This is a genomic window from Anatilimnocola aquadivae (genome assembly GCF_049819085.1).
In the GTDB taxonomy this organism is placed as follows: domain Bacteria; phylum Planctomycetota; class Planctomycetia; order Pirellulales; family Pirellulaceae; genus Anatilimnocola.
Map to the genome: position 1 here is coordinate 4,275,934 of NZ_CP187419.1, position 23,167 is coordinate 4,299,100.

Annotated in this window: 15 protein-coding genes; 9 read left to right on the plus strand and 6 right to left on the minus strand. The window is 58.4% G+C overall.

Annotation, left to right across the window (positions count from 1 at the left end):
* Positions 1-31 precede the first annotated feature (31 nt).
* The 5 genes from NA78x_RS16975 to NA78x_RS16995 all read left to right on the plus strand — a co-directional run bounded on the left by NA78x_RS16975 (position 32) and on the right by NA78x_RS16995 (position 7,610).
* Positions 32-1,162 (plus strand): NADH:flavin oxidoreductase/NADH oxidase, encoded by a 1,131-nt coding sequence (locus tag NA78x_RS16975; protein ID WP_425613559.1) that lies wholly within the window; start codon positions 32-34, stop codon positions 1,160-1,162.
* Positions 1,155-2,531, plus strand: a complete 1,377-nt coding sequence (locus tag NA78x_RS16980) for an aldehyde dehydrogenase family protein (RefSeq protein WP_425613560.1) — start codon at positions 1,155-1,157, stop codon at positions 2,529-2,531. Before NA78x_RS16975 ends, NA78x_RS16980 begins: the two co-directional genes overlap by 8 nt.
* Positions 2,532-2,898: 367 nt before the next feature.
* Positions 2,899-3,456 carry an ECF-type sigma factor gene (locus NA78x_RS16985; protein WP_425613561.1) on the plus strand — a complete coding sequence of 186 codons (558 nt, stop codon included), beginning with the start codon at positions 2,899-2,901 and terminating at the stop codon, positions 3,454-3,456.
* Between the two features lie 126 nt (positions 3,457-3,582).
* Positions 3,583-5,829: an ankyrin repeat domain-containing protein gene (locus NA78x_RS16990; RefSeq protein WP_425613562.1), complete on the plus strand. Its 2,247-nt coding sequence runs from the start codon at positions 3,583-3,585 to the stop codon at positions 5,827-5,829.
* Positions 5,830-5,888: 59 nt separating this feature from the next.
* Positions 5,889-7,610, plus strand: a complete 1,722-nt coding sequence (locus NA78x_RS16995) for a serine/threonine-protein kinase (RefSeq protein ID WP_425613563.1) — start codon at positions 5,889-5,891, stop codon at positions 7,608-7,610.
* Positions 7,611-7,728: 118 nt separating this feature from the next.
* Here the strand turns inward: NA78x_RS16995 and NA78x_RS17000 are convergent, their stop codons facing one another.
* Complete coding sequence (locus NA78x_RS17000) at positions 7,729-8,775, minus strand: tyrosine-type recombinase/integrase (RefSeq protein WP_425613564.1); 1,047 nt, start codon at positions 8,773-8,775, stop codon at positions 7,729-7,731.
* A gap of 462 nt (positions 8,776-9,237) precedes the next feature.
* Here NA78x_RS17000 and NA78x_RS17005 point away from each other — a divergent pair, with 462 nt between their 5' ends.
* Positions 9,238-12,657 (plus strand): hybrid sensor histidine kinase/response regulator, encoded by a 3,420-nt coding sequence (locus tag NA78x_RS17005; protein ID WP_425613565.1) that lies wholly within the window; start codon positions 9,238-9,240, stop codon positions 12,655-12,657.
* A 291-nt stretch (positions 12,658-12,948) separates the two neighbouring features.
* Here the strand turns inward: NA78x_RS17005 and odhB are convergent, their stop codons facing one another.
* Together odhB and NA78x_RS17015 are read right to left on the minus strand one after the other, a co-directional pair.
* A complete protein-coding gene (odhB, locus tag NA78x_RS17010) occupies positions 12,949-14,133 on the minus strand; it encodes a 2-oxoglutarate dehydrogenase complex dihydrolipoyllysine-residue succinyltransferase (protein WP_425613566.1) in 1,185 nt (394 codons plus the stop codon).
* 18 nt (positions 14,134-14,151) lie between these two features.
* The gene (locus NA78x_RS17015; protein WP_425613567.1) at positions 14,152-16,935 is read right to left on the minus strand and encodes a 2-oxoglutarate dehydrogenase E1 component; all 2,784 of its coding nucleotides are present in this window, start codon (positions 16,933-16,935) and stop codon (positions 14,152-14,154) included.
* A gap of 320 nt (positions 16,936-17,255) precedes the next feature.
* Here NA78x_RS17015 and NA78x_RS17020 point away from each other — a divergent pair, with 320 nt between their 5' ends.
* From NA78x_RS17020 to NA78x_RS17030, 3 genes are all read left to right on the plus strand, one after another.
* The gene (locus tag NA78x_RS17020) at positions 17,256-17,744 is read left to right on the plus strand and encodes a gluconokinase (RefSeq protein ID WP_425613568.1); all 489 of its coding nucleotides are present in this window, start codon (positions 17,256-17,258) and stop codon (positions 17,742-17,744) included.
* Between the two features lie 193 nt (positions 17,745-17,937).
* The gene (locus tag NA78x_RS17025; protein WP_425613569.1) at positions 17,938-19,908 is read left to right on the plus strand and encodes a DUF1592 domain-containing protein; all 1,971 of its coding nucleotides are present in this window, start codon (positions 17,938-17,940) and stop codon (positions 19,906-19,908) included.
* Between the two features lie 127 nt (positions 19,909-20,035).
* Complete coding sequence (locus NA78x_RS17030) at positions 20,036-21,289, plus strand: DUF1552 domain-containing protein (protein WP_425613570.1); 1,254 nt, start codon at positions 20,036-20,038, stop codon at positions 21,287-21,289.
* Between the two features lie 100 nt (positions 21,290-21,389).
* Here NA78x_RS17030 and NA78x_RS17035 read toward each other — a convergent pair whose 3' ends face one another.
* From NA78x_RS17035 to NA78x_RS17045, 3 genes are read right to left on the minus strand one after another with little or no spacing between them, the layout of a single operon-like run.
* On the minus strand, positions 21,390-21,821 hold the full coding sequence (locus tag NA78x_RS17035) for a hypothetical protein (protein ID WP_425613571.1): 432 nt from the start codon (positions 21,819-21,821) through the stop codon (positions 21,390-21,392).
* A gap of 3 nt (positions 21,822-21,824) precedes the next feature.
* Positions 21,825-22,235 carry a c-type cytochrome gene (locus NA78x_RS17040; RefSeq protein ID WP_425613572.1) on the minus strand — a complete coding sequence of 137 codons (411 nt, stop codon included), beginning with the start codon at positions 22,233-22,235 and terminating at the stop codon, positions 21,825-21,827.
* Positions 22,235-23,164 (minus strand): cytochrome c oxidase assembly protein, encoded by a 930-nt coding sequence (locus NA78x_RS17045; protein ID WP_425613573.1) that lies wholly within the window; start codon positions 23,162-23,164, stop codon positions 22,235-22,237. The genes NA78x_RS17040 and NA78x_RS17045 overlap by 1 nt, the downstream gene beginning before the upstream one ends.
* Between the last annotated feature and the right edge of the window lie 3 nt (positions 23,165-23,167).

Sequence of the window (23,167 nt, forward strand, 5' to 3'; positions counted from 1 at the left end):
TTTCCTGCGCCTCGACAAATGGAAGCTCCTGATGGCACAGCCAGCGCTATTCCGGCCGCTGCGAGTTGGCAACCTCGAATTAGCCAATCGGATTGTCATTGCGCCGATGTGTCAGTATTCGGCGGAAAACGGGTGCATGACCGATTGGCATCTCATTCACCTGGGCCATTTAGCCCTTTCCGGGGCGGTCGTGCTGACCATTGAGTCGACGGCGGTGCTGCCCGAGGGGCGAATCACTTTCGGCGATGTCGGGCTTTGGAACGACGAAACCGAAGCCGCCCTGCACCGCGTGCTGCTGAGCGTGCGCAATTACTCCGAGATGCCGATCGGCATCCAATTGAATCACGCAGGACGCAAGGCTTCGACGGAAGTGCCCTGGAACGGTCGCGCACAATTTTCTCCCTCCGATGCTCGTGGCTGGCAGACAGTAGCGCCGTCAGCGATTCCTTACGAGGAACATGAATTGGCGCCCACCGCGCTCACGCGCAGCGAAATGGAGAGCATCCGCGAGGCCTTTGTGGCTGCTGCGGTACGCGCCGATCGGCTGGGCATTCAATTAGTTCAGCTGCATGTCGCTCACGGTTATTTATTGCATCAATTCCTTTCTCCGCTATCTAACCTGCGTGCTGATGAGTACGGCGGATCGCTCGAAAACCGGCTGCGATTTCCGCTGGAAGTGTTTGCAGCCGTGCGTGATGCCGTTGCTGCAGAGAAACCAGTGAGTGTGCGCCTCTCTGCAACTGACTGGGTGGATGGAGGCTGGGATTTGGAGCAGTCGATCGCTTTCGCCCAAGCGCTAGAGGTTCGCGGCTGCAGCGCAATACATATCTCGAGCGGCGGCTTGCACGCAGCTCAGAAAATTCCAGTGGGCCCGAGCTACCAGGTTCCGTTGGCTCGCGCAATCAAGCAATTCGTGAAGATGCCGGTTGTCGCCGTGGGACTCATTACATCGTTCGAGCAGGCAGAAGCAATTATCGGAACAGGTGATGCTGACCTAATCGCGGTTGCCCGAACGGCGCTTTACAACCCTCGTTGGCCATGGCATGCGGCAGCCGAGTTGGGGGCTCAGGTTCGGGCGCCCAAGCAGTACTTGCGTTGCCAGCCTCACCGACTCAAGGATCTGTTCGCTGCGGATAGTCCAAAAGGAGATCGACATGATTGAAGTAGTCCAGGCATTTGACCGCGCTCCGATTACCACGCTCCAGACCGATGACGCAGCTACGCTGGAACGCAAACTTTCGGCAGCGTCTCGACTGTTTGCAGACCGCAAAACCTGGCTGAAGCCGTTCCAAAGAGCAGCGGTTCTTCGCAAGCTAATTCTGCTGTTGGAAGGTAAGCGTGATCACTTTGGCTTGCAGATCGCCCGTGAAGGTGGCAAGCCGCTGACGGACGCTTTGATCGAAGTTGATCGGGCCATTGATGGAGTTAGGACAGCGGTCGACATGCTGCGCGTGGCCGCGGGTCACGAAATCCCGATGGGGTTGACTGCCGCTAGCGTGGATCGCCGAGCATTTACGATTCACGAGCCCATCGGCGTGGTCGCGGCTATCTCTGCCTTCAACCATCCGCTGAACCTGATTGTCCATCAGGTCGCGCCTGCGATTGCCGTTGGTTGCCCGATCATTGTGAAGCCAGCTTCGGCCACGCCGCTATGTTGCTTCGATTTTGTGCGGCTAGTCCACGAAGCGGGGCTGCCGCCGGAATGGTGCCAAACGCTTCTGCCAGCAAGCCGAGAAATCGGCGAGAAGTTCGCCACCGATTCGCGTATTGCATTCTTAAGCTTCATCGGTTCGAGCCAGGTGGGCTGGCATCTGCGGTCGAAGTTGTCGGCAGGGACGCGCTGCGCGCTGGAGCACGGAGGCAGCGCGCCAGTGATCGTCGACCGCCTCGCGGATCTCGCGCAGACCATAGAACCACTGACGAAGGGGGGCTACTACCACGCAGGGCAGGTCTGCGTATCCGTTCAACGCATCTTTGTTCATAAGGATTTGCAACGAGAATTTGTTGAACGTTTTGCCGCCAGTGTGAGCGCCTTGACCGTTGGCGATCCTATCAAACGCGAGACGGAAGTTGGTCCTCTTATTACTCCTCGCGAGTCCGACCGCGTGGCCAGTTGGATCGACGAAGCCGTGGTCGCTGGCACCCGACTGATCGGCGGCGGTCGGCTGAGTGAGTCGACTTTACTCCCCGCAATTCTTGTCGATCCTGCTGCCGATGCGAAGGTCTCCACGCTCGAAATTTTTGGTCCGGTAACCTGTGTCTATCCGTTTACCGAACTTGATGACGCCATTGCCCGGGCAAACTCTCTGCCGGTCGCGTTCCAAGCGAGCATTTTTACACAGGACGTGCGGACTGCGTTTTATGCGGCGGAACGACTCGATGCTTCAGCCGTGATGATCAACGACCATACGGCGTTTCGAACCGACTGGATGCCATTCGCTGGCCGCCGCGCAGCGGGCTGCGGTATTGGCGGAATACCTTGGACAATGCGGGAGATGACTGCGGAAAAGATGGTCGTAATTAAGAACTGATCGCCAACTTTTTGAAATCGCGATTTGCCGAGCCGGCACGCAACTGAGGAATTGTCCGGTTAATCAATCGCTAATCAAAAAGTGTTTGCCGACTACGTTTCTTGCCGCGGCAATTAGCGAAGGGGGCTGGCAAGTCGATGAAACGTGGTGGGGCAGATGCCGCTCCAGCACCGCCGTAGATCGACACCGACAAGGAATTCAAAAACGCTTCGGTCACATCGGCCGAGTTACAGTCGGAGTGTCGGACCGAAGGAGCTAATTACCCCGAAACAGAATCATCTCGGAAAATTCATCGCCGCCAACTGAAACTTTTTCGCGCACGCCCTTTTTTGGGCAGCTTCGGTCGGGCGGCTATACTGACCGCCCTATGAGCGACGTGACACAAATTCTCTCGGCGATCGATCAAGGCGACCCGAAAGCCGCTGAACAGCTTCTGCCACTCGTCTATGACGAGCTGCGAAAACTGGCGGCGTCCAGACTGGACCAGGAGAGGCCGGGACAGACATTGCAGCCCACGGCTCTAGTACATGAGGCCTATCTCCGGCTCGTCGATGTCAAGACAGCACAGCAGTTCAATAGCCGCGGGCATTTTTTCGCAGCGGCCGCCGAGGCGATGCGTCGCATTCTGATTAACCGCGCGCGCGACAAGCAACGCCTAAAACGCGGTGGGGATCGCGCGCGGGTTCAATTTGACTTGCTGACCGATTCCGCCACGGCTCCGGACGATCAATTACTTGAACTCGATGAGGTCCTCGGCACTCTTGCCGCGACGAATTTGCAAGCTGCGGAGCTCGTCAAATTGAGATATTTCGTCGGTCTGACGCTCCCTGAAGCGGCGACGATGCTTGGGCTCTCTAGCAGGAGCGCTTCCCGGCTATGGGCATTCGCGCGGGCCTGGCTGATCGACGCGCTCGACCGCTCTTAGGTCGAAGTTCGAAAAATCTCACAAATCTCTGGCACGCTTTCCCGCCAGACGGGGCACTGTTAGTGGCGAGGCGGAGCTAGAGCCGTCAGCAGCCGCAAAACTAGCGCCGGTGTGCAGGGGAAAAGTATGTGGAAGCCTGATTTGTTCGCCGCGATCATTGTAGTCGCCACTGTCAACGGATTATCCGCCAAGGAACCTGCCAAGGTTGACTACGTGCGTGATGTTCAACCCCTGTTCAAGGCGCACTGCACGGGCTGTCACGGACCCAAGCAACAGAAGAACGGGTTTCGACTAGACCGTCGCCGGGATGCGTTCCGTGGGGGGATCGCCAATCAGATTGCTCCCGGAAACAGCGAGGCGAGTCATCTTTATTTTCGACTTGTCGGCAGCCACGGCCATTTACAAATGCCCCCCGAAGCTGCGTTAACTGCGGAGCAGATCCAGGTGATCAAAGCCTGGATCGACCAAGGCGCTATGTGGCCGGATGAGGCATCTGGTGAAACTCCCGCTCCGCCCGCCGACCCGAAGGCGACCCGGCTCATGGACTCACTGCGGGAGGGCGAGCGGGCTACATTTTGCAAACTGCTGAGCGAAGAACCCTCGGCGGTAAAGCTCAAGGGTTTCGGCGGCTCAACGCCTCTCATGTATGCCGCGCTTTACGGAGATGCGGAGTCGGTTCGTCTCCTATTGGAAGCTGGCGCCGACCCAAACATCCGCAACGAGGCCGGAGCCACCGCGCTCATGTGGGCGGTGGACGATGTGGACAAGACACGCTTGCTGACTCGCAGCGGGGCTGACGTGAATGCCCGATCCGACGATGGGCGCACGCCACTGCTCGTTGCTGCGGCCAGGCCGGGATCTTACGACGTCGTCAAATTGCTGCTCGATTACAAAGCGAACCCGTCCGAAATGGTGAGCACCTACCGCGGCCCGATGACACCCCTGCGCCTGGCGGCCGAGGCGGGTGACGAGGCGCTCCTCCGCTTACTCGTAGATCGGGGAGCTGATGCGAAAGCCATGGGCGGCGTCTTGCCGCTCCTGGCAGCGATGAATGCGAACGACGCCGGATGTGTAAGTCTGACGCTGAAGACTGCCGACCGAGGCGCGCTCAAGGGATCCGGTCTATTTCTCACTCCCCCGTTCGGTGCGCCGCTGGCGCTCAGCAACGCGAAAGCGGTGAAGGCGTTCTTTGAGGCTGGGGCCGAGGTGACGGCCAGGGATCCGGCGGGACGTTCCATCCTGATGCTGGCCGTCAGTTCCGATGAGGTTTCGCTGAAAACTGTGGAAACGCTGATCGGACTCGGAGCCGAAGTGAACGCGATCGCGGCGGATAACCGAACCGCACTCGACTTCGCGCGGCAGGCAGGGCGAACCCCGATCGTGGAATTGCTGGAGAAGTCTGGGGCGAAGCCCGGGCGGCAAGCTGCACTGTCGGGTCTCAAGCCGAAGCCGGCCACGTCGGCTAGGGCTGCCGTCGAACGGAGCTTACCTTTGCTGCAGCGAGCAGACGTTGCGTTCCTCAAGAAATCTGGCTGTGTTTCCTGTCACAATAACTCGCTGACCGCGATGTCCGTGTCGGCGGCTCGTAAAGCGGGTATCTCCGTCGACGAGCAAGTGGCGAAGACGCAGCGAGAAGGAGTCGGGGCATTCATTGAAATGTGGCGCGAGCGGAGCCTGCAGGGTATGGGGACTCCAGGTGATTCAAATACTGTGGATTACCTCCTGGTCGGTCTCGCGGCCGAAAGTTATCCGCCTGACGTGGCGACGGACGCCATGGCGCGCTACTTGAAGAATGATCAGATGCCAGATGGGCGGTGGCGGCTCATTGCCAATCGACCTCCGCTGGAGTCGAGCGAATTTGAGGTCACCGCGATTTCGTTACGAGCTCTCCAGATGTACAAGCCCAAAGCATTGCCAGCGGACTATGAGAAGGCGGTTTGGCGGGCAGCGGATTGGTTGAGAACCACCAAACCGAAATCGACGGCGGACAGGGTTGGGCGACTTCTCGGTCTAGCGTGGGCCGGCGATGCCAAAGATTCCCTGAGGAAGTTTGCTGCCGAAATGTTAGCCGAGCAGCGAGTCGACGGGGGCTGGTCGCAGTTGCCGACGATGGCCAGTGATGCGTATGCAACAGGTCAGGTGCTAACCGCGCTGCACGAGTCGGGGACGGTGGTAGCTACAGATCCCGACTATCAGCGTGGTGTAAAGTTCCTGCTATCCACTCAACTCGAAGACGGTTCTTGGCACGTTAGAACGCGGGCGATTCCCTTCCAGCCGTATTTCGAAGGGGGCTTCCCTCATGGACCTGATCAATGGATCTCTGCTGCCGCCACGAACTGGGCGGTAATGGGACTCATTCCTGCCACAAAATAGCCGAACAACCGCCATCTCATCCCCTTGATAGGGTCAAGGCTGAGGTACAGTAAGTGCCGATGAAGAATGCTGACGAACAACTGATGACGATCTTCTCAGCCGCCTTGGACTGCGAGACGAATGCTGCGCGCGCAGCGTATTTGGACAATGCCTGCGGCGCTTCGCCGGATCTCCGTCAACGCGTGGAGGCACTCCTCCGAGCCCATAATCGCAGCGTCGACTTCCTGAAAGAACCGGCGACTGAGCAAGCGGTCACGGCTGCATTCAAACCAGCATCCTTGCCTGGCGGCATCAATTCATCAGGCCGTGCATTTCAAGAAGAGCTTCGCCAGCTACTGCGATCCCGTCTGATCCTAGCCCACCTGCTCTTACTCAGCTTTGTTGTGCTGATGCAACTACTGAGTTTTGCCAGCCCGTTTGGCGACAATGTCCCTTCCCATCGCCCAGATAATGGGGTTTGGTGGAGGTTCGCGCCTCCGTTTGTCGTCGCCCTGATCGGCGTTCTCGCGCTTTGGCGTTGGGATGGAATGTCGCTCCGCTCACTGAGGGTTTGGGAGATCATTTGCTTTGCATCCCAAGCCATGTTTTACGGCTACGACCGATTTGAGCGGTTAGCCTATCCTGATTCGATCGTTGAAGTCTCACCTATCACGGCCATCGGGTTTCAAGGGCTCGCCACGCTGCAAGGATTTTCCATACTGATCCTGGCTTACGGCGTGCTGATCCCTAATACACGCCGCCGGAGCCTCATCGTTGTTGTTGCGTTTGCTGTTATTGCGATCGCAGCCCTACTTTCGGCGGTCGTGATCAATCCCATGTTGCTGCGCGATGGGCACGTCCTGCCACTGGTGGTTCAAGAAGCGTTGACACTGATGTTCCCCTCGGCCATTGCAGTCTTTGCAGCCACCCGGGCCTCGGCGCTCCAAAAACGAGCCTTCGATGCCGAGCGCCGTGCAGAGCGAATGGGCCAGTACACCCTGAAGCGGAAGCTCGGCGAAGGCGGGATGGGCGAAGTCTGGCTCGCTGAACATGAGCTATTGAAGCGGCCATGCGCGGTGAAGTTCATCCGCCGTGAACTGGCGGCGGACCCGTCGAACGCGTCCCGATTCACCCGCGAAGTACAGGCCGTCACTGGGTTGAGCCATGTCAATACCGTTCGAGTGTACGACTACGGCCAGGCAGACGATGGCTCGTTTTACTTCGTGATGGAGTATCTTGATGGTCCCACGCTAGAAGAACTGGTCAAAGCATCGGGCCCAGTGCCCGCGCGCCGCGCCGTGCATCTGCTCCGCCAAATCTGCGGCGCGTTAGCGGAGGCCCACGCGGCGGGTTTGGTTCACCGGGATCTAAAACCCAGCAACGTAATTGTCACCACGCTCGGAGGACAACCCGATGTGACGAAGCTACTAGACTTTGGGCTGGTCCATGATTCGTCCGATAACGATCAACGACTTACACGGATGGGCATGGTTCTAGGGACCCCAGCGTACATGTGCCCAGAACAGGCAGCCGGGGATTCTGCCATTGACGCCCGCGGCGATATTTACAGCTTCGGTGCGTTGGCGTTTTTCACTTTGACCGGCCGGCCACCATTCCAGGCGAAAACAACTGGTCAACTCCTGGCTGCTCACCTATCCCAACCGCCGCCATTCCTTACCGAGTTCTGCCACAAGGCCCCAGGCGGTTTGGCCGCGCTGATCGCCCGTTGCCTGTCGAAAGAACCGGCCGACCGATTTCAATCAACGGTGGATGTAATCCACGCACTAGATGAATGCGTCTGAACCAAGCACTCGATAACCTCACACCTCGCCCCAAGCGTCCGAGTTTGGGCGCAGCGGTCCGTAGTGGAGATTTCTAGCTCAGGTATTAGCGTATTAGCGTCGGTCAGATCGTCATCCGTCACTTTGACTCGCCGAATAGGCGTCGACAGCAAGGACACTGTCCCTCTTGGCCCTTTACCAGGGAATGAAAGGCCGAAGGCTGCGGAATGGTCATAATGGCTTTGAAAGCCAGTGGTGCTCGATGCGCGTAGTGACGGTAAGTGATTCCGCCGACCGAATGCCCCAGGATCTCGATTGACGACTCTGGCATGTGCTCGTCGTAGTACGTGGCACAAGTCTTCCTAAGGTCCTTCAGTTCCCATGGCTCTTCTGTGCCCGACTCGACATCAAGCTTCGCCTTGATTCCAGCCAGTTGCCATAGTTCCTCGAAGCGAGCGTTCGGCCGCGAGCCTCCGCCAAGAAACATAGGATCTTCCGGATTTACCCGTTGGGGCAAAAGGCTCCTGACATGGGAATGAACCGCGCGATTCATCGGCCGATAGAAGGTCTTACCAGTCTTCACACGTTTGTAGAACAACCATCCCCAAGGTGATTGCTGTTTCACGTCCCGGTCAGGCGACTGCTTGTCCCAACAGACGTGCCGCCCGAGGATGGGTTCATGCGAAGGCGTAGATTTCCAAATAGTCCCGGTGTCGAGACCGTAGTTGTAGAAGAAAACGAGAGCGCAGCGCCAATATCGCCCGATCGGATGCTGCTCTGACCACCCACGTGGCCGTTTCATCTGATAGGTAGCGAAGTAGAGAGCGTTTAGTTCGGCCTTGGTGAGATAGTGCCGGCCCGCAACGTCACGTTGCTCTTTGGGCTTGGGGAAACGCGGAAGCGAATCGATCAGGTCTTGATCCCACGCCCAAGCGATGATGGCCCTGAGATGTGCGCGTGCCTTGTTCGCGGTGCGACCGGGGTTTGAACCTTCTTCGGCCACTGCTTGAGTATGAACCCAATCCAAAAACTCTCGGAGCTCTTTACGTCCCAGATTCTCCAGCGGAACACCATTTCCCCATTGCTGCCACTTGTTAAGCGTGGTGTGGTACTCCGCCTTGGTACCCTGCGCCAGAGTTCCGGCTCGCAGATAATTCGTCACGGCGGTTGTGAATGACGTTGGCATCAAACGCCTCCGAACCGCCGGCACTGGCTCCGATGCTGGTCCTGCTGGCCGACTGTCAGGCTTTGCTTCATGCCGCTCGACATCGCTGTCTGCGTGTAGATGAGAAGGCTATCTAACTCGCAGAATAATCCGAGATCGTGCCCGGTGCGAACTGCCCCGCGTCTTTTCGAATCCTCAGCGTGTCGGACCGAAGCACGCTATGAAATGCTCTCCAGCTGCCATCTGGTGGGCTACAATTGTTAGTCCTTGTCATCGACGCCGTGGTGCTCAATCCTGACGACGATTGCGTCCCGCAAGCAGGTCGAATTCGATAGCGGTGCAAGGGGCTGGAATTCTGGATGATCCGACCTCTTGTTCTTGATTTCAAACCAGATTGACGTTACTCGTCAACACCGGCAAAATCCTGGTCCTACGTAATTGTGATTTTCGAGATAGACCTGTGGTCTTGCGCAAAGATCGCTAATGAACCGTTCCGCCCCGGCCTCTTTTCTCGCATATAGTATTTCGCTCGCAAGTCTAACTGCGGCGGTGTTGCTTCGTTGGCTGCTGGACCCGGTGATGGGGGATACACTCCCGCTCGCCACCTTGTTCGGGGCAATCGGCGTTGCCGTCTGGATCGGCGGGTGGCGGCCCGCGCTGCTCGTTGCCGCTCTCGGCTACCTGCCCTGTCACTATCTGTTCATTGCACCCCGCGGGCAACTCGATCTGAGCAACTCGGCCGACGTCGTCGGTTTGCTCGTTTACCTAGCCACGGCGTCGATTCTCATCGGCTTTGGTGAAGCCTTCCGCCGCGCGCAGGAGCAATGCCAAAAAGCGGGAGAGATGGCTCGTCAGCAGGCCGAACGTTTGCAAGTCACGCTGGGCAATATCGGCGATGGGGTGATAACCACGGATACCGACGGCCACATCACAACGATGAATCCCGTCGCTGAGGTTCTGACCGGGTGGACGCACGACGAGGCGGTAGGTGTTCCTCTCACGCGGGTGTTCCGCATCGTCAACGAATCCACCCGGTTAGAGGTCGAGAACCTGGGGTTGCGGGCATTGAAGGAAGGTATCATCGTCGGGCTGGCGAACCACACCGTACTCATCGCCAAGGATGGCACGGAACGGCTCATTGACGACAGTGTCGCCCTGCTCCGAGGCCAGGCTGGAGCAATCACTGGGTGCGTGCTGGTATTCCGTGATATCAGCGAACGGCACCGCGCCGAGGCCGAGCAGCAGGCGGCGCAGGAGCAGACCAGAACGACCCTCGAAAGCGTCACCGACGGTTTCATGCGGTATGACGCCGACTGGCGGATCGTCTATGTGAACGCCGAGGCCGAACGCATCAACCGGCTGACCCGGTCCGAAATGCTCGGCCGAAACGTTTGGGAGGTTTTCCCCTCGCTGGTTGGCACGAAGTTTGAAGCCGAGTTCCGGCGGGCAGTGGCGGATCGCGTGACGATCGAGTTCGAGAACTTCTACGAACCGTTTGGTCGGTGGTATTCCCTAAAGGGGTTTCCAACTGCGGACGGCGGACTGACCACGTATATCCGCGATATCACCGAGCAGAAAGTGAATCAGGAGGCGTTGCAACGGAGCGAGGCCCGGCTCCGCCGGGTGTTCGAGTCGAACGTGGTCGGCATGATCCGCTGGGAACTGGACAGCAGCCTGATCCTGGACGCCAATGCCGAGTTCCTGCGGATGACCGGATATACCCGCGAAGACTTGGCCGAAGGTCGGCTAAACTTCCGCGACATGACCCCGACCGAGTGGACCCTCCGCAATGAAGAGGGGATCCGCACCATCCGAGCGGACGGACATGCCGCCCCCTACGAGAAGGAATACTTCCACAAGGACGGTTCGCGGGTGCCGCTGATCATCGCGGGCACGCGGTTCGACGACTCGACTTCGGAAGGCATGTCGCTGATCATCGACATCTCCGACCGCAAACGTGCCGAACAAGAGATTGTTCGCTTGGCCGCCGAGTCGGAGCGCCAACGGCGCTTGTACGAAACGGTGCTGTCGAGCACGCCGGACTTCGTGTATGTCTTCAGCCTCGACCACAAGGTTCTCTATGCCAACGATGCGTTGATCAAGATGTGGGGGCGCGGCCAGGAGGGCGCGATTGGCAAGACGTTCCTGGAGATCGGCTACGAGCCGTGGCACGCGGAGATGCACGACCGCGAGATCGACCAGGTGCGGGCCACGCGGCAGCCGATCCGCGGCGAGGTGCCGTTCAACGGAACGCACGGGCGGCGGCACTACGACTATATCTTTGTGCCCATTATCGGAGCCGACGGCGGGGTTGAGGCGGTAGCTGGGACCACGCGCGACGTGACCGAGCGACGCGAGGCCGAGGCGGCATTGCGTCAGAGCGAAGAGCGGCGGCGGTTGGCCCTCGACGCCGCAGAGTTGGGTACTTGGCACGTCGACCCGGCGACCTTCACCCTAACCACCGACGAGCGATTCCGCATTATCTTCACAGGTGCCACCGAGGCTATGGATTACGAGCAGGCATTCGCAGCCGTTCACCCGGAAGACCGAGAGCGACTGCACGAGGCGGTGGCAGCGTCGACCCGCATTGATGACCCTACCCCGTATGCCGAGGAGTACCGCGTGGTTCACCCGGACGCGTCTGTCCGCTGGGTCTTCGCCAAAGGGCGTGCGAGTTACGACCACGAGGGGCTAGGGCGGCGGCTCGTCAGCTTCGACGGTACGGTCGCGGACATCACCGCCCGCAAACTTATCGAAGAGGAGCGGGAGCGGCTGGTCGGCCAACTGCGGGACGCCGACCGACGCAAGGACGAGTTCCTGGCGACCCTGGCTCACGAACTACGTAACCCGCTGGCGCCGATCCGCAACTGCCTTCAAGTCCTGCGATTCGCCGGCGATAATGGAACGATCGAAGAAACCCGCGCCATGATGGAGCGGCAAGTCACGCAGTTGGTCCGGCTGGTAGACGACCTGCTCGACATGAGCCGGGTGACGAGCGGCAAGTTGCAACTCCGCCGGGATAGGGTCGAACTAAAAACTGTAATTGACGCCGCCGTGGAGACGAGCCGACCAACAATTGAGCAGTTCGGGCACGAATTGGCCGTCGTACTACCGGACGAACCGATTTCGATGAATGGCGACCTGACCCGACTAGCCCAGGTAGTGTCCAACCTGCTGAATAACGCGGCTAAGTATACGCACCCGGGCGGGCAGATTCGGTTGGCTGTCCGTTGTGAGAACGGCATGGCGGTCGTGGCGGTCACCGACAATGGCATCGGAATCCCGCCCAATATGCTCACCAAGGTATTCGACATGTTCACCCAGGTGGACCGCGCGCTAGAGAGGACGACAGGCGGATTAGGAATCGGGCTCTCGCTGGTTAAGGGGCTTGTCGAAATGCACGGCGGGACCATCGAAGTTCACAGCGAAGGTGAAGGGCGGGGTAGCGAATTCACCGTGAGTCTGCCGCTCGTATTATCAGCTGTTGAGAAAGTCAGGCCGCCTGTAGTCGACGAGCCGGTTAAATCGACTAGCCGCCGCATTCTGGTCGCCGATGACAATTTAGACTCGGCCGAATCGCTAGGGCGATTGCTCAAATTGCTGGGGAACGACGTGAGTACAGCGCACGACGGTCTACAAGCAGTAGATGTCGCAGAAGCATTCCGGCCCGACGTCATCTTGCTTGACATTGGGATGCCGAAGCTCAACGGCTATGAAGCCTGCTGCCGCATTCGAGAACAGCCGTGGGGCAAAAACACCATCGTTGTTGCCATGACAGGCTGGGGGCAAGACGAGGACAAGCGGCGGTCGCAAGCCGCCGGGTTCGATCACCACCTTGTCAAGCCGGTGGATTTTGTGGCTCTTGAGAAGCTGTTGTTGTCGTTGAAGGCGGAGACGGCTTGAATCGCCCAGCTAGGTCCGTTGGCTTTTGCACCAACGGCTGCGCTATAGCATCTGCAGCGCCAACTCGGTTCGGTCACATCGGCCGAGTTGCGGTCGGAGTGTCGGACAGAAGCGATTGCACGCCGAATTTGCCGGTCATCCCGCAGGTCCGATTCTGGGGCCTGTCCACCAGAATCATTATCTTGTGCTGCACCGTAAACTGCCGTCGTATGGTCTGGGCATCTCGAACATTTACCGGTGCCCGGAAGAGGAAACATTGAGACGATTTCCGCGATCAATCGCTTTCGCAGTTCAATCCTCCAAGAGCATGCCTAGCGGCTCTTCTAGCAGCTGTTTGATCTTCACGAGGAACTGCACTGCATCGCGGCCATCGACCAAGCGATGATCGTATGAAAGCGCAACGTACATCATGCGTCGGCCGCGAATGCGTTTGCCGATGCACACCGGTCTGCGCTGAATGGTGTGCATGCCGAGGATGGCGCTTTGCGGCGGATTGAGAATGGGCGTGGAGAGGAGCGAGCCAAAGACGCCGCCATTCGTGATCGTGAACGTCCCTCCACTCAACTCTTCGAGCGCAAGTTTACCGTCGCGAGCCGCGGCCGCGACACGCTTGATCTCGCCCTCGATCTGGGCGAACGACATGGCACCGGCATTGCGCAGCACCGGCACCACCAGGCCCCGCTCTGTATTCACGGCGATGCCCAGGTTTAGGTCCTCGTGGTACACGACGTCGTCGCCATCAATCTCTGCGTTGATCACCGGAAAGTGCTTGATCGCGAGGGCGGTTGCCCGAGAGAAAAACGACATCAACCCAAGTGACACGCCGTGGGCCTTCTCGAATTGCTCCTTGTGCTGCTCGCGGAGGTTGAGAATGTTCGTCATGTCGATCTCGTTGAACGTCGTGAGCATCGCTGCGGTGTGCTGCGCGCGAACCAGTCGCTCGGCGATGCGCTTGCGCATCTTGCTCATCGGCTCGCGGCGCTGACCGTTCCCTTCCGCCTGGCTCGTGCTGCTCGGTTGGGCGGCGGGATGGGGTCGCGAGTATGTTTTCGGGACGGGTTTCGGAGTATCAGGTTTCGCCGATGGAACTGGCTGCGGTTTCTCTTCTCGCGATGGCTGAGTCTTGTGAACTTCTGGGCGGGCGGCGCGGGGCGGAGATTCTTGCGCAGGGGGTGGTTGTGCGTTCGCTCCTTGCTTAGCAGGGGGCTTGGTCGCTGCGTTGGCGCGCGGTTTTTCCACGGCGGCGGTATCAATCTGGGCGACGACTTCCCCCACGTGCACGGTAGTGCCCACTTCGCGCGTCCCGGTCAATACTCCGCCGACGGGCGCGGGAAGGTCGAAAGTCGCCTTGTCGGTTTCGAGTTCACAAATAGGCTCGTCGGCAGCCACCTGGTCGCCGTCGGCTTTAAGCCATCGCAAGATCACGGCTTCGGAAATCGATTCGCCCATCGCGGGGACGGTTACTTCGGTCGACATGATGTTCTGCACTTGCTGCTAGGCGCTTTTAACTGCGGCCGGAGTGGAAGCCGGCTCGGGTATGTCTAGTGTTTGTTCGATGAACGACTTCTCTTCGGCTTCATGCACGTGGAAGATGCCTGTGGCGGGACTGGCCGCTTCATCGCGGCCGATGTAAATCGGCGTTGCATGCTTGGGGAGCAACTCACGCAAGCGGGGCTCCAGATAACTCCACGCGCCCATGTTGCGCGGCTCTTCCTGCAACCAACAGATATCGCTGAGCCGACGGTACTGAGCTAAGGCGGCGCGTATCTGCTGTTGCGGAAACGGGTATAGCTGCTCGATGCGGACGATGGCCAGATTCTGTTGCTCACGTTTTTGTCTGGCCTCATCGAGCGGATAGAAAACCCGGCCGCTGCAGAAGACGAGCCTGCGCACGAGTTCGGGATCGGGCTGCTGTGGGTCGCCGAGCACAGGCTGAAAGCTCGATTGAGTGAATTCGGCCAGCGAAGATGCTGCTCGCTCGTCGCGCAAGAGACTCTTGGGCGACATGATAATCAGCGGCTTGCGAAAACTTCTCCGCATTTGCCGCCGCAGGAGGTGAAAGTATTGTGCCGACCGAGTTGGGTAACAAACCTGAATGTTGTTATCGCCACAGAGTTGCAGGAACCGCTCGAGCCGCGCGCTCGAATGCTCCGGGCCTTGCCCCTCATAACCATGCGGCAGGAGCAGCACTAGTCCGCTCATGCGAAGCCATTTCGATTCGGCACTGACAAGGAACTGGTCGATGATCGCCTGCGCACCGTTTGCAAAGTCTCCGAACTGGGCTTCCCAGATCACGAGCGTGTGCGGATCGGCGGAGCTAAAGCCATATTCGAAGCCGAGCACCGCCAATTCGGAGAGCATCGAGTTGCGAATGGTGAACGAGCCTTGTTGTGCGGACAAGTGTTGCAGCGGAATGTACGGCGCGTCAGTCCGCGCATCGTGCAGCACCGCATGCCGATGGCTGAAAGTGCCGCGTTCGCTGTCCTGCCCCATCAAACGGACCGACGTCCCTTCCAGCAACAGGCTGCCGAGGGACAACATTTCGCCGCAGCCCCAATCCACTAGCCGCGTGCCTTGGGCCATCTCGCGACGACCGGTCAGAAACTTCAGCTTAGGATGAATCGCGAAATCGTCAGGCTGCTTGAGGTAGCTGTCCACGATTCGGTCGATAACTTCTTGGCCGATGACCGTATCTGCATGTTCATCGCCGCCGCGCGATAGTCCCGTCCACAGCCCGCCTAATGTTTGAATCTTCTGCTGAGGGTGGCGCTGCTTGGCGAGTTTCATCGCTTCATTCAGGCGATTCCGGAGTTGCGCGGTGGTTCGCTCGACGTAGCCTTCATCAATGTCTCCCGTCCCAAGCAGTCTCTTAGCGTACAGTTGAACGACACTTGGTTGCTGAGCAATTTGCGCATACATCCGCGGCTGCGTGTAAGCTGGCTCGTCGGCTTCATTGTGGCCGCGGCGGCGGTAGCACCAGAGATCGATCAGCACGTCGACATTGAACTGCTGTCGAAACGCAATGGCCAGCTTCGCAGCATGCACGACTGCCTCTGGATCGTCGCCGTTAACATGAAAGACGGGTGCCTGAATCATCAAGGCAACATCCGTCGCGTAGGGCGTGAATCGAGTTTGATCGGCCGTTGCGGTGAAGCCGACCTGATTATTGACGATCACGTGAATCGTGCCGCCGGTGCGATAGGCTGGAAGTTCCGAGAGGCTCAATGTTTCTGGAACGATTCCCTGGCCGGTGAAGGCAGCTTCGCCATGTAGCAGCATGGGCAAGACAAGTGCCTGGCCTTCGTCACCCTTGCGTTGCTGCTTGGCCCGCACAATTCCCTGGATCACCGGATCGACTAATTCGAGATGGCTCGGATTGTAGCTGAGTGAAGTATGAATCGGGTGGCCACAAAGCGCGGTACGATCGTTCGAGAAGCCCAGATGATATTTGACATCGCCATCTGCTTCTGACTCCTGCCAAGGCGTCGTGCCTTCAAACTCACTCATGATGAATTCGTACGGCTTGTGCAGCACGTGGGCAAGGACGTTTAGCCGGCCACGGTGCGACATCCCCATTACGACTTCCTCGACTCCAATCGCAGCTCCGTCTTCAATTACCGCTTCGAGCAGCGGAATCAAAGCTTCGGAACCTTCGATGGAAAAACGCTTTTGTCCTACATACTTCGTATGCAAAAACGTCTCGAAGGTTTCGGCCGCCAGCAACTGATCGAGCACTCGGCGGCGTTCGTCGTTAGTAAGTTGCGGAACGTTGCAATGTGGCTCGATGCGCGCCACGAGCCAATCGCGCTGCTCCTTGCTCGCGATATGCATGAACTCCACGCCCAGGTTGGCGCAGTAGGTCTGTCGCAATTGGTCGAGCAGGCTGCGCAACGTGCCATCGGTGGGACCGAGAAAGGTGCCGCTGCCGACGTCGCATGACATGTGCTCTTCGGTGAGCCCGAATTGGGCCAGCGAAAGTAGTGAGTTTTGTGGTCGTGCGTGGCCCAGTGGATCGAGGGTGGCCTCGAAGTGCCCTAGCTCGCGGTACGAATGGGCGAGATCTGACACGCCGTCGGAAAGGTCGCTCTGAGTGACAGGCGGCGTGTTAGCTACGTTCGCTGCTTCTCCATATCCGGCCTCAAACCCGGCAAAGAACAGAGCCCAATGCGGGTCGAGCGAATCGGGGCGCTCCTTGAATTCAGTGTAAAGAAGTTCTAAGTAAGCGCCATTCGCCCGCTGAAAAAAGTCGAGGGAGCGATTGCCAGTCATGTTTTCCATATTGATCGATCTATGCAGTCGGTAACGAGCAACGAGCTAGCCTCTATTTTAGCTTCGCTACAGGAATCGACACGGAATCAACATTGATTTGGAGGGCTACGATTTTCTGGTCAGCTGAAAGCAAATGCCATTCCGACATCAGATAGCATCTCTCGTAGCGATTTCGAGATTGCCTCGGCATAGGATGTGCATTCCGACTATGACAAAGCATTCACGAAGTTCACAACGCGGTCTGTCCATACTTGCTGCACTCGCCATTGAGTCAAAGAGAAAAAACAACGTGAGAAGGTTCGCCGCGCGGATTTCCAGAGGGTCGCATCATGATTGTTGTGTTGATGGGAGTATCGGGCTCAGGTAAGACAACCGTCGGCAAATTGTTAGCTGCGGAACTCAGGTGGCAGTTCGTCGACGCCGACGACTTCCACCCAACCGCGAATGTTGAGAAAATGCGCCGCGGAACGCCACTGAGCGACGACGACCGGCGTCCGTGGTTGAACGCGCTGCGCGAGTACATCGAAGCTGCTGTTAATCGCGGTGAACAATTGGTGCTTGCCTGTTCAGCGCTCAAGCACAATTACCGCGACTATCTCAGAGCGGATCGGCCCGAAGTGGTGCGGTTTGCCTACTTACATGGTAGTCAGGAGTTGATCGCTAAACGACAAGCGGAACGCCGAGGACATTTCATGCCGCCCGCCCTGCTGCAAAGTCAGTTCGAAACTTTGGAGCCGCCCAAGGACGCCATTCGGGTCGATATTACGCCCGCTCCCGACATCATCGCCGAAAGAATCATGAGAGATCTGCAACTGTGAGACGCTGCCGGAGTTGTCTCAGGACCGGAACAAGTTTAAGTAGAAGGGAGCGTCGGAGCTCAGGCCGAGTTTGCGGCGGCGCTCAGCCTAGCAACATTAGAACCTACAGAGGTTGCTAGATGTCGGCCACCCAGCGAGAATTGGGGCGTCGAGCAACGACAAAGATCGACGGCAAATGACCTGTGGGGTGGCAATGTCGGAAGTACATTTTCGCAGTGGCTTGATGGCCCTGATAGTCTTCGGCCTTCTGTGGTCACAGCCGATCACCGGCTCAGCTCAGACCTCCGTCGATGGGGAAATTGTTGGCAAGGCGGACGCCGAGCAATACTTTCGCGATCGTGTCGCACCATTTCTCAAAACCTATTGCCTAGAATGTCACCAAAACAAGCGACCGACGGAGGCCGGAGTCAACTTTTCGCCCGCGCTCAATAGTCCAGGTCACTCGGCTTTCAGTGAACTGTGGAAAAAGGCGATCGCCCGGGTGAAGGCGCATGACATGCCGCCGGACTACGCGAAGATGCAGCCAGCCGCTGCGGATCGGCAGATGTTCGTCGATTGGCTGGCCAAGGTCAAGTTTCTCAGCCCCAAGGATCCAGGGCTTTTTGTCATCCGGCGACTGACGAAAACAGAGTACGCCAACACGTTGCATGACCTGCTGGGCGTTGACCCCGCCATCGCTAGCGACCTACCAGACGAGGTCAGCGGCGCGGGATATCTGAATTCTCTTTCCCCCTTGCAGCTGGAGCAGTATCTCGCGATCGCCAATAAGGCACTCGACCGGATTGTGTCGCCTGAAGATGCCAAACCAACCGAAATGCAAAGGCGGCTGTTTGGTGAGCCACCGCTACCTGGAGCTGACGCGCGGGCAGCGGCCAGCGAAGTAGCCCGTGCGTTGGCCCGGAAAGCGTATCGTCGCCCTCCGTCGCAGGCAGAACTCGATGTTCTTTTGGAGGTGTTCGATCTGGGCAGGCAAAACGAACTCGGCTATTCGGCGTCCCTGCGATTGATGCTCAAGGCGATCCTCGTTTCACCTCAGTTCCTGTTTATTACTCCGGCAGAAGCACAACCGGGTAGTCCCGGTAAAGAGCCTAGCAAGGGCATCGTTCGCCTCGATGAATATCAGCTCGCATCACGTTTGTCCTATCTATTATGGGCAACCATGCCCGATGATCAGCTCATGGCGCTGGCGGACAGTGGGAAGCTAAGCGAGCCGGCGATTCTCAAGGCGCAGGTGAAACGCATGCTGGAGGACCCCCGCTCGCGTGCGCTGTTTGACGGGTTTGGAGCGCAGTGGCTTGGTTTAGAGAGTTTCGCAGGCAAGAAATTCGATGCTGCGCAATTTCCGCAGTTGACCAGCGAGCTCCGCTCGGCGATGTATGACGAGGCCCGGCTCTTCTTTGAAAGCATCGTGCGTACCAACCGCAGCGTCATGAGTTTTGTCGAATCCGATTACACGTTCCTCAATGAGCCCCTGGCCAAGGTTTACGGCTTGGAAGGAACCGTAACAGGATCCGAGATGCGCCGAGTGCGACTGAGCGATGGTAATCGAGGCGGGATCTTGGGGATGCCTGGCATTCTCGCGGCGACTTCCTTCCCCAACCGAACGAGTCCCGTGAAACGGGGCGTGTGGGTCCTTGAACAGGTGCTCGGCGAGCACGTTCCGCCAGCGCCGCCGGATATACCGGCCTTAGACAAACAGGACCAGGGAAAGGTTGCGAACCTGACCCTGCGCCAGCGCACCGAGCTGCACCGCACGAATGCTGTGTGCGCTAATTGTCATCAGCTGCTCGATCCCATCGGTTTTGGCCTGGAGAATTTTGATGCCATGGGTCGCTGGCGTGATCGGGAAGAGAATGGCTCAGTAATCGATGCCTCAGGTGAACTTCCCGGCGGACTGCGCTTCACCAGCCCGAAAGAATTAAAAGCGATCATCGCGGAACGCCGAGATGATTTTTCTCGCAACCTGTTGGAACGACTGCTCGCTTATGCCTTGTGCAGAAACCTGGAAGGCTATGATGAAATTGTGGTCGATGGTTTGATACAGGATATCACCGCCGATGAATACCGTGTGCAGACGCTCATCAGTGCGGTCGTGACGAGTTACCCCTTCACGCATCGTCGAATCCCGGAAGCGGCGCCGAAAACGAGGACATCCAATGACTAAGAGCGTGCTGAGTCGTCGTGCTTGCCTGCAAGGGATGGGTGTCACTCTGGCCCTACCCCTGCTAGAGACAATGGCCGCAGAATCAAACGAGAGTAAGACGAACAAGCCTCCGGTCCGGCTGGGGTTCATGTACATGCCCCATGGCGTGATCATGGATCAGTTCTGGCCCGCCGACGCGGAGAGTTTTCTGTCATCACCACCGCCAGCGCTAAAATCGCTGGAGCCGGTGCTCGACCAATGCCTTCTGATGAAGGGAATCTCGGGAGTTTCGATTGCTCCTTTCAACGGTGCGCCTCACGCCCTGGAACTCTCAACCTGGCTGACGGCGAGCTTGCCGAACCCAGCCAGGCGGAATGAGATCGACATCTCGATTTCCGCGGATCAGATTGCCGCGAATTACGTGGGAGCGTTCACCTCGTTGCCGTCTCTCGAGCTGGCCACGATGCCACAAACCTGGAAGGAGAATCAGGAAGGGCTGAACGAGGCGTATTACTCGCACTGCAGTTTTCGCTCGCCCACGCAGCCTGTCCCGGCGGAGATCAATCCGCGCAATGTGCTCTGGCGCTTATTCAACACAAAGGACCAACAGGGGGTTGGCGGCGGTTCGAGTCAGCTGGGTTCTCTTGATCAGCGCATGTTGGACCTTGTTTTGAGCGGCGCGCGGGAACTCAGGCGAACATTACCGGTAACTGACCAGCGGAAACTGGATGAATACCTGGACAGTGTGCGCTCGGTAGAACGGCGCATTGCCGCCATCGAAGCCCGCCAAAAGGAGGCAGCCTTAGAAAAAGCGGGCGTCAGGTCCAGCAAACGCAAGGACTCCGATTCGCCCCCCATCGAAATCAAGATTCCTGAGGGAGACAATCGCAGCGAGTACATGCAGGTCATGTGCGACCTCGCCGTGCTGGCGTTCCAGACCGACACGACTCGTGTTTTTACGTACATCGGCTCGACGCCGAACGGCGTTTCCTATCCCGAACTTGGATTCGATGACAAGCATCACTCCCAGACCCACCACAACAATCAGCCGGGAATGGTGAACAAGGTGGCCGCGATCACGGCCTTTAATATCGAGCAATTCGCGTACATGGTGAAGAAGATGCACAGCCTCAAGGAAGGCGACGGCACGCTGCTGGATAACTGCATCCTGATGTGGGGGTCCGGCCTGGAGGATGGCAACAAGCACACCCGGGCAAACCTGCCTTTTATCATTGCAGGCAGGGGCGGAGGTTCCATTCGCACGGGTCGCTTTCTGGCGGAAACCCGTGGAAATCAGGGAGACCTACTCACTACATTACTGACATGTGCCGGCATTCCACTGGATCGTCCCATTGGGAACGCAACCAAGCAATTGAAGGAGATGTGCCTCATAGCAAATTAGCTCTGCGGCTGCTTGCTAGAGCGTGGTTCTCCCCATGATACAACTTAGGCGCGTTGGCAACATCGGCCGAGCTGCAGTAGCGTGTCGGGCCGAAGCTGTTCTAGTCCTTTCCTGCAACAAACGTATCGGCGGGCCTAATTTGCCTGGGACGCTCCTTGGCTAGGCGAACAAACTCGGGGATGCAAGGCGGACAGCAGAAGGCATACGCTTGCCCATCGACGATCCAGGTGCAGGTTAAATTGGCTTTCGTGCGCGTGATGGGGCAGAGGCGGTCGCCGGGCTGGGGCTGAAGGTCGTGCACGGCCCGAAAGCCGCGATACTTTTGCGATGGCAACTCCGTACCGTTGGCGGTGATATCCGCCAGCGTGTATTTTCCGCCAGCTGATTGAAAAAGCTCGCGTTCCGTTTCGTCCGCGATCATCGCAGGCATCGTGGGGCGCTGCGGAGCGTAGGCTGCGTACCGCCAGATCCGCTGCAGGACTAGCGCGACGAAGACGACCGCAATCACGATGATGATGCTACGACGGAACAAACTTCACCTGCCTTGTTCTAATAAGTAGGCAGCAATGTCGCGGCCATCTTCGTCACCCACATAAAGATTGGGCATCGCGGTGCCAGGACGGACCTGTTCCGGATGTTGAATCCAGTGAATCAGATTGCGTGGTGTGTTCGCCAGTTTGCCCGCGATGTACAGCTGTTCTGGCAAGCGTACCAGACTCGGTCCCACGATCGGCCGCGAGTTGATGCCGGAAATCGCATGGCAGGAACTGCAGCCGTAGCTGCGAATGAGGTCCGCCCCGCGCTCCGGTCGAGCGCCGGGGACTTGCCAAACGTGCGCGCTCCGGGCGTCGCCGAAGCCGCGGGTCGCATAGTGGAAGACGACCATGCTGGACACGATGCCCAGCACGGCGAAAAACTTGCCGTAAAACCAGAACGCGTTTTCCATCATATACCTCCCTGCCCTGGCTGCCGGTGGCCAGGCGCGCTCGACATCCTCTGTAGCCAATGCCCCAACACCAGTGCCGCGAGCGCCGGATAGACGAGACAAGCGGGCATCCACATGAGAAAGCCGGCTAGTTGCTGATCGGCTAGCGGGGTGAGATTCCACGCCTCGGTTCGCCAGCGATAGGCCTCGTACCAAATATCGGGCGACAAAGCCAAGAAAATCCCTAGCAGCATCGCCTGCAGTGAAGTGGCGAACAGCGACCCGAGCGCCGTGAGTGGTTGCAGGCGGTATCGGTAAACAGGATCGACAATCCCGCGCCAATAGACGCATGCTGCGGCGAAAAAGCTGAGATGCTGAGCGTCATGAACGAGCGGATCAGCCAGGGCAGCCTGGTAGGCGGGCGGCCAGTGCCAAAACCATAGGGTCGCGGCGTGCAAAAGCCAAGGCCAGAGCAGCCCCGCGAATGCTCGCAGCGAAAACGTCCGGCTCCAGCGGGCGACGCTTGGCCGCCAGTGGGAATCCATACTGAAGAGCAACACCTGGCCCGGCGAACCAAATACAAACAAGGGTGCGGCGACTACCATGATCAGCATATGCTGCAGCATGTGAGCGGCGGCGAGTTCTTCGCTGAGCGCATGGAGCGGCGAAATCAAAGCGACGAACAGCACAGCGAGAGCCAGAAACCAAGCGGCGAGTTGGTTGCGGCTGATTCGTGTCGCTGATTTGCGACCTGTCTTGATTCGCAATTGGTTCCAGCCCATCGCATAGGCCAAAGCAAGTAACGTCAAGTTGAACAGGATCAGCCAGTCCCAGTTCCAGGATTGCCAGAACGTCGCTGGCGCGACGGGCGCGCTCGCTGTTTCATCTGCTCGCGAAAGGAGCGGACTCAGCAGGCAGAGGGCGATCGTCGGGGCAACAGTTCGACGCATGGA

What these genes read in the sequence shown, in the direction of transcription:
- NA78x_RS16990 (WP_425613562.1), top strand. Translation starts at nt 3,583, where the DNA reads ATGTGGAAGCCTGATTTGTTCGCCGCGATCATTGTAGTCGCCACTGTC.
- NA78x_RS17025 (WP_425613569.1), top strand. Translation starts at nt 17,938, where the DNA reads ATGTCGGAAGTACATTTTCGCAGTGGCTTGATGGCCCTGATAGTCTTC.
- NA78x_RS17020 (WP_425613568.1), top strand. Translation starts at nt 17,256, where the DNA reads ATGATTGTTGTGTTGATGGGAGTATCGGGCTCAGGTAAGACAACCGTC.
- NA78x_RS17030 (WP_425613570.1), top strand. Translation starts at nt 20,036, where the DNA reads ATGTACATGCCCCATGGCGTGATCATGGATCAGTTCTGGCCCGCCGAC.
- NA78x_RS17015 (WP_425613567.1), bottom strand. Translation starts at nt 16,935, where the DNA reads ATGGAAAACATGACTGGCAATCGCTCCCTCGACTTTTTTCAGCGGGCG.
- NA78x_RS17000 (WP_425613564.1), bottom strand. Translation starts at nt 8,775, where the DNA reads ATGCCAACGTCATTCACAACCGCCGTGACGAATTATCTGCGAGCCGGA.
- NA78x_RS17005 (WP_425613565.1), top strand. Translation starts at nt 9,238, where the DNA reads ATGAACCGTTCCGCCCCGGCCTCTTTTCTCGCATATAGTATTTCGCTC.
- NA78x_RS17045 (WP_425613573.1), bottom strand. Translation starts at nt 23,164, where the DNA reads ATGCGTCGAACTGTTGCCCCGACGATCGCCCTCTGCCTGCTGAGTCCG.
- NA78x_RS16995 (WP_425613563.1), top strand. Translation starts at nt 5,889, where the DNA reads ATGAAGAATGCTGACGAACAACTGATGACGATCTTCTCAGCCGCCTTG.
- NA78x_RS16980 (WP_425613560.1), top strand. Translation starts at nt 1,155, where the DNA reads ATGATTGAAGTAGTCCAGGCATTTGACCGCGCTCCGATTACCACGCTC.
- NA78x_RS16985 (WP_425613561.1), top strand. Translation starts at nt 2,899, where the DNA reads ATGAGCGACGTGACACAAATTCTCTCGGCGATCGATCAAGGCGACCCG.
- NA78x_RS16975 (WP_425613559.1), top strand. Translation starts at nt 32, where the DNA reads ATGGCACAGCCAGCGCTATTCCGGCCGCTGCGAGTTGGCAACCTCGAA.
- NA78x_RS17040 (WP_425613572.1), bottom strand. Translation starts at nt 22,235, where the DNA reads ATGGAAAACGCGTTCTGGTTTTACGGCAAGTTTTTCGCCGTGCTGGGC.
- odhB (WP_425613566.1), bottom strand. Translation starts at nt 14,133, where the DNA reads ATGTCGACCGAAGTAACCGTCCCCGCGATGGGCGAATCGATTTCCGAA.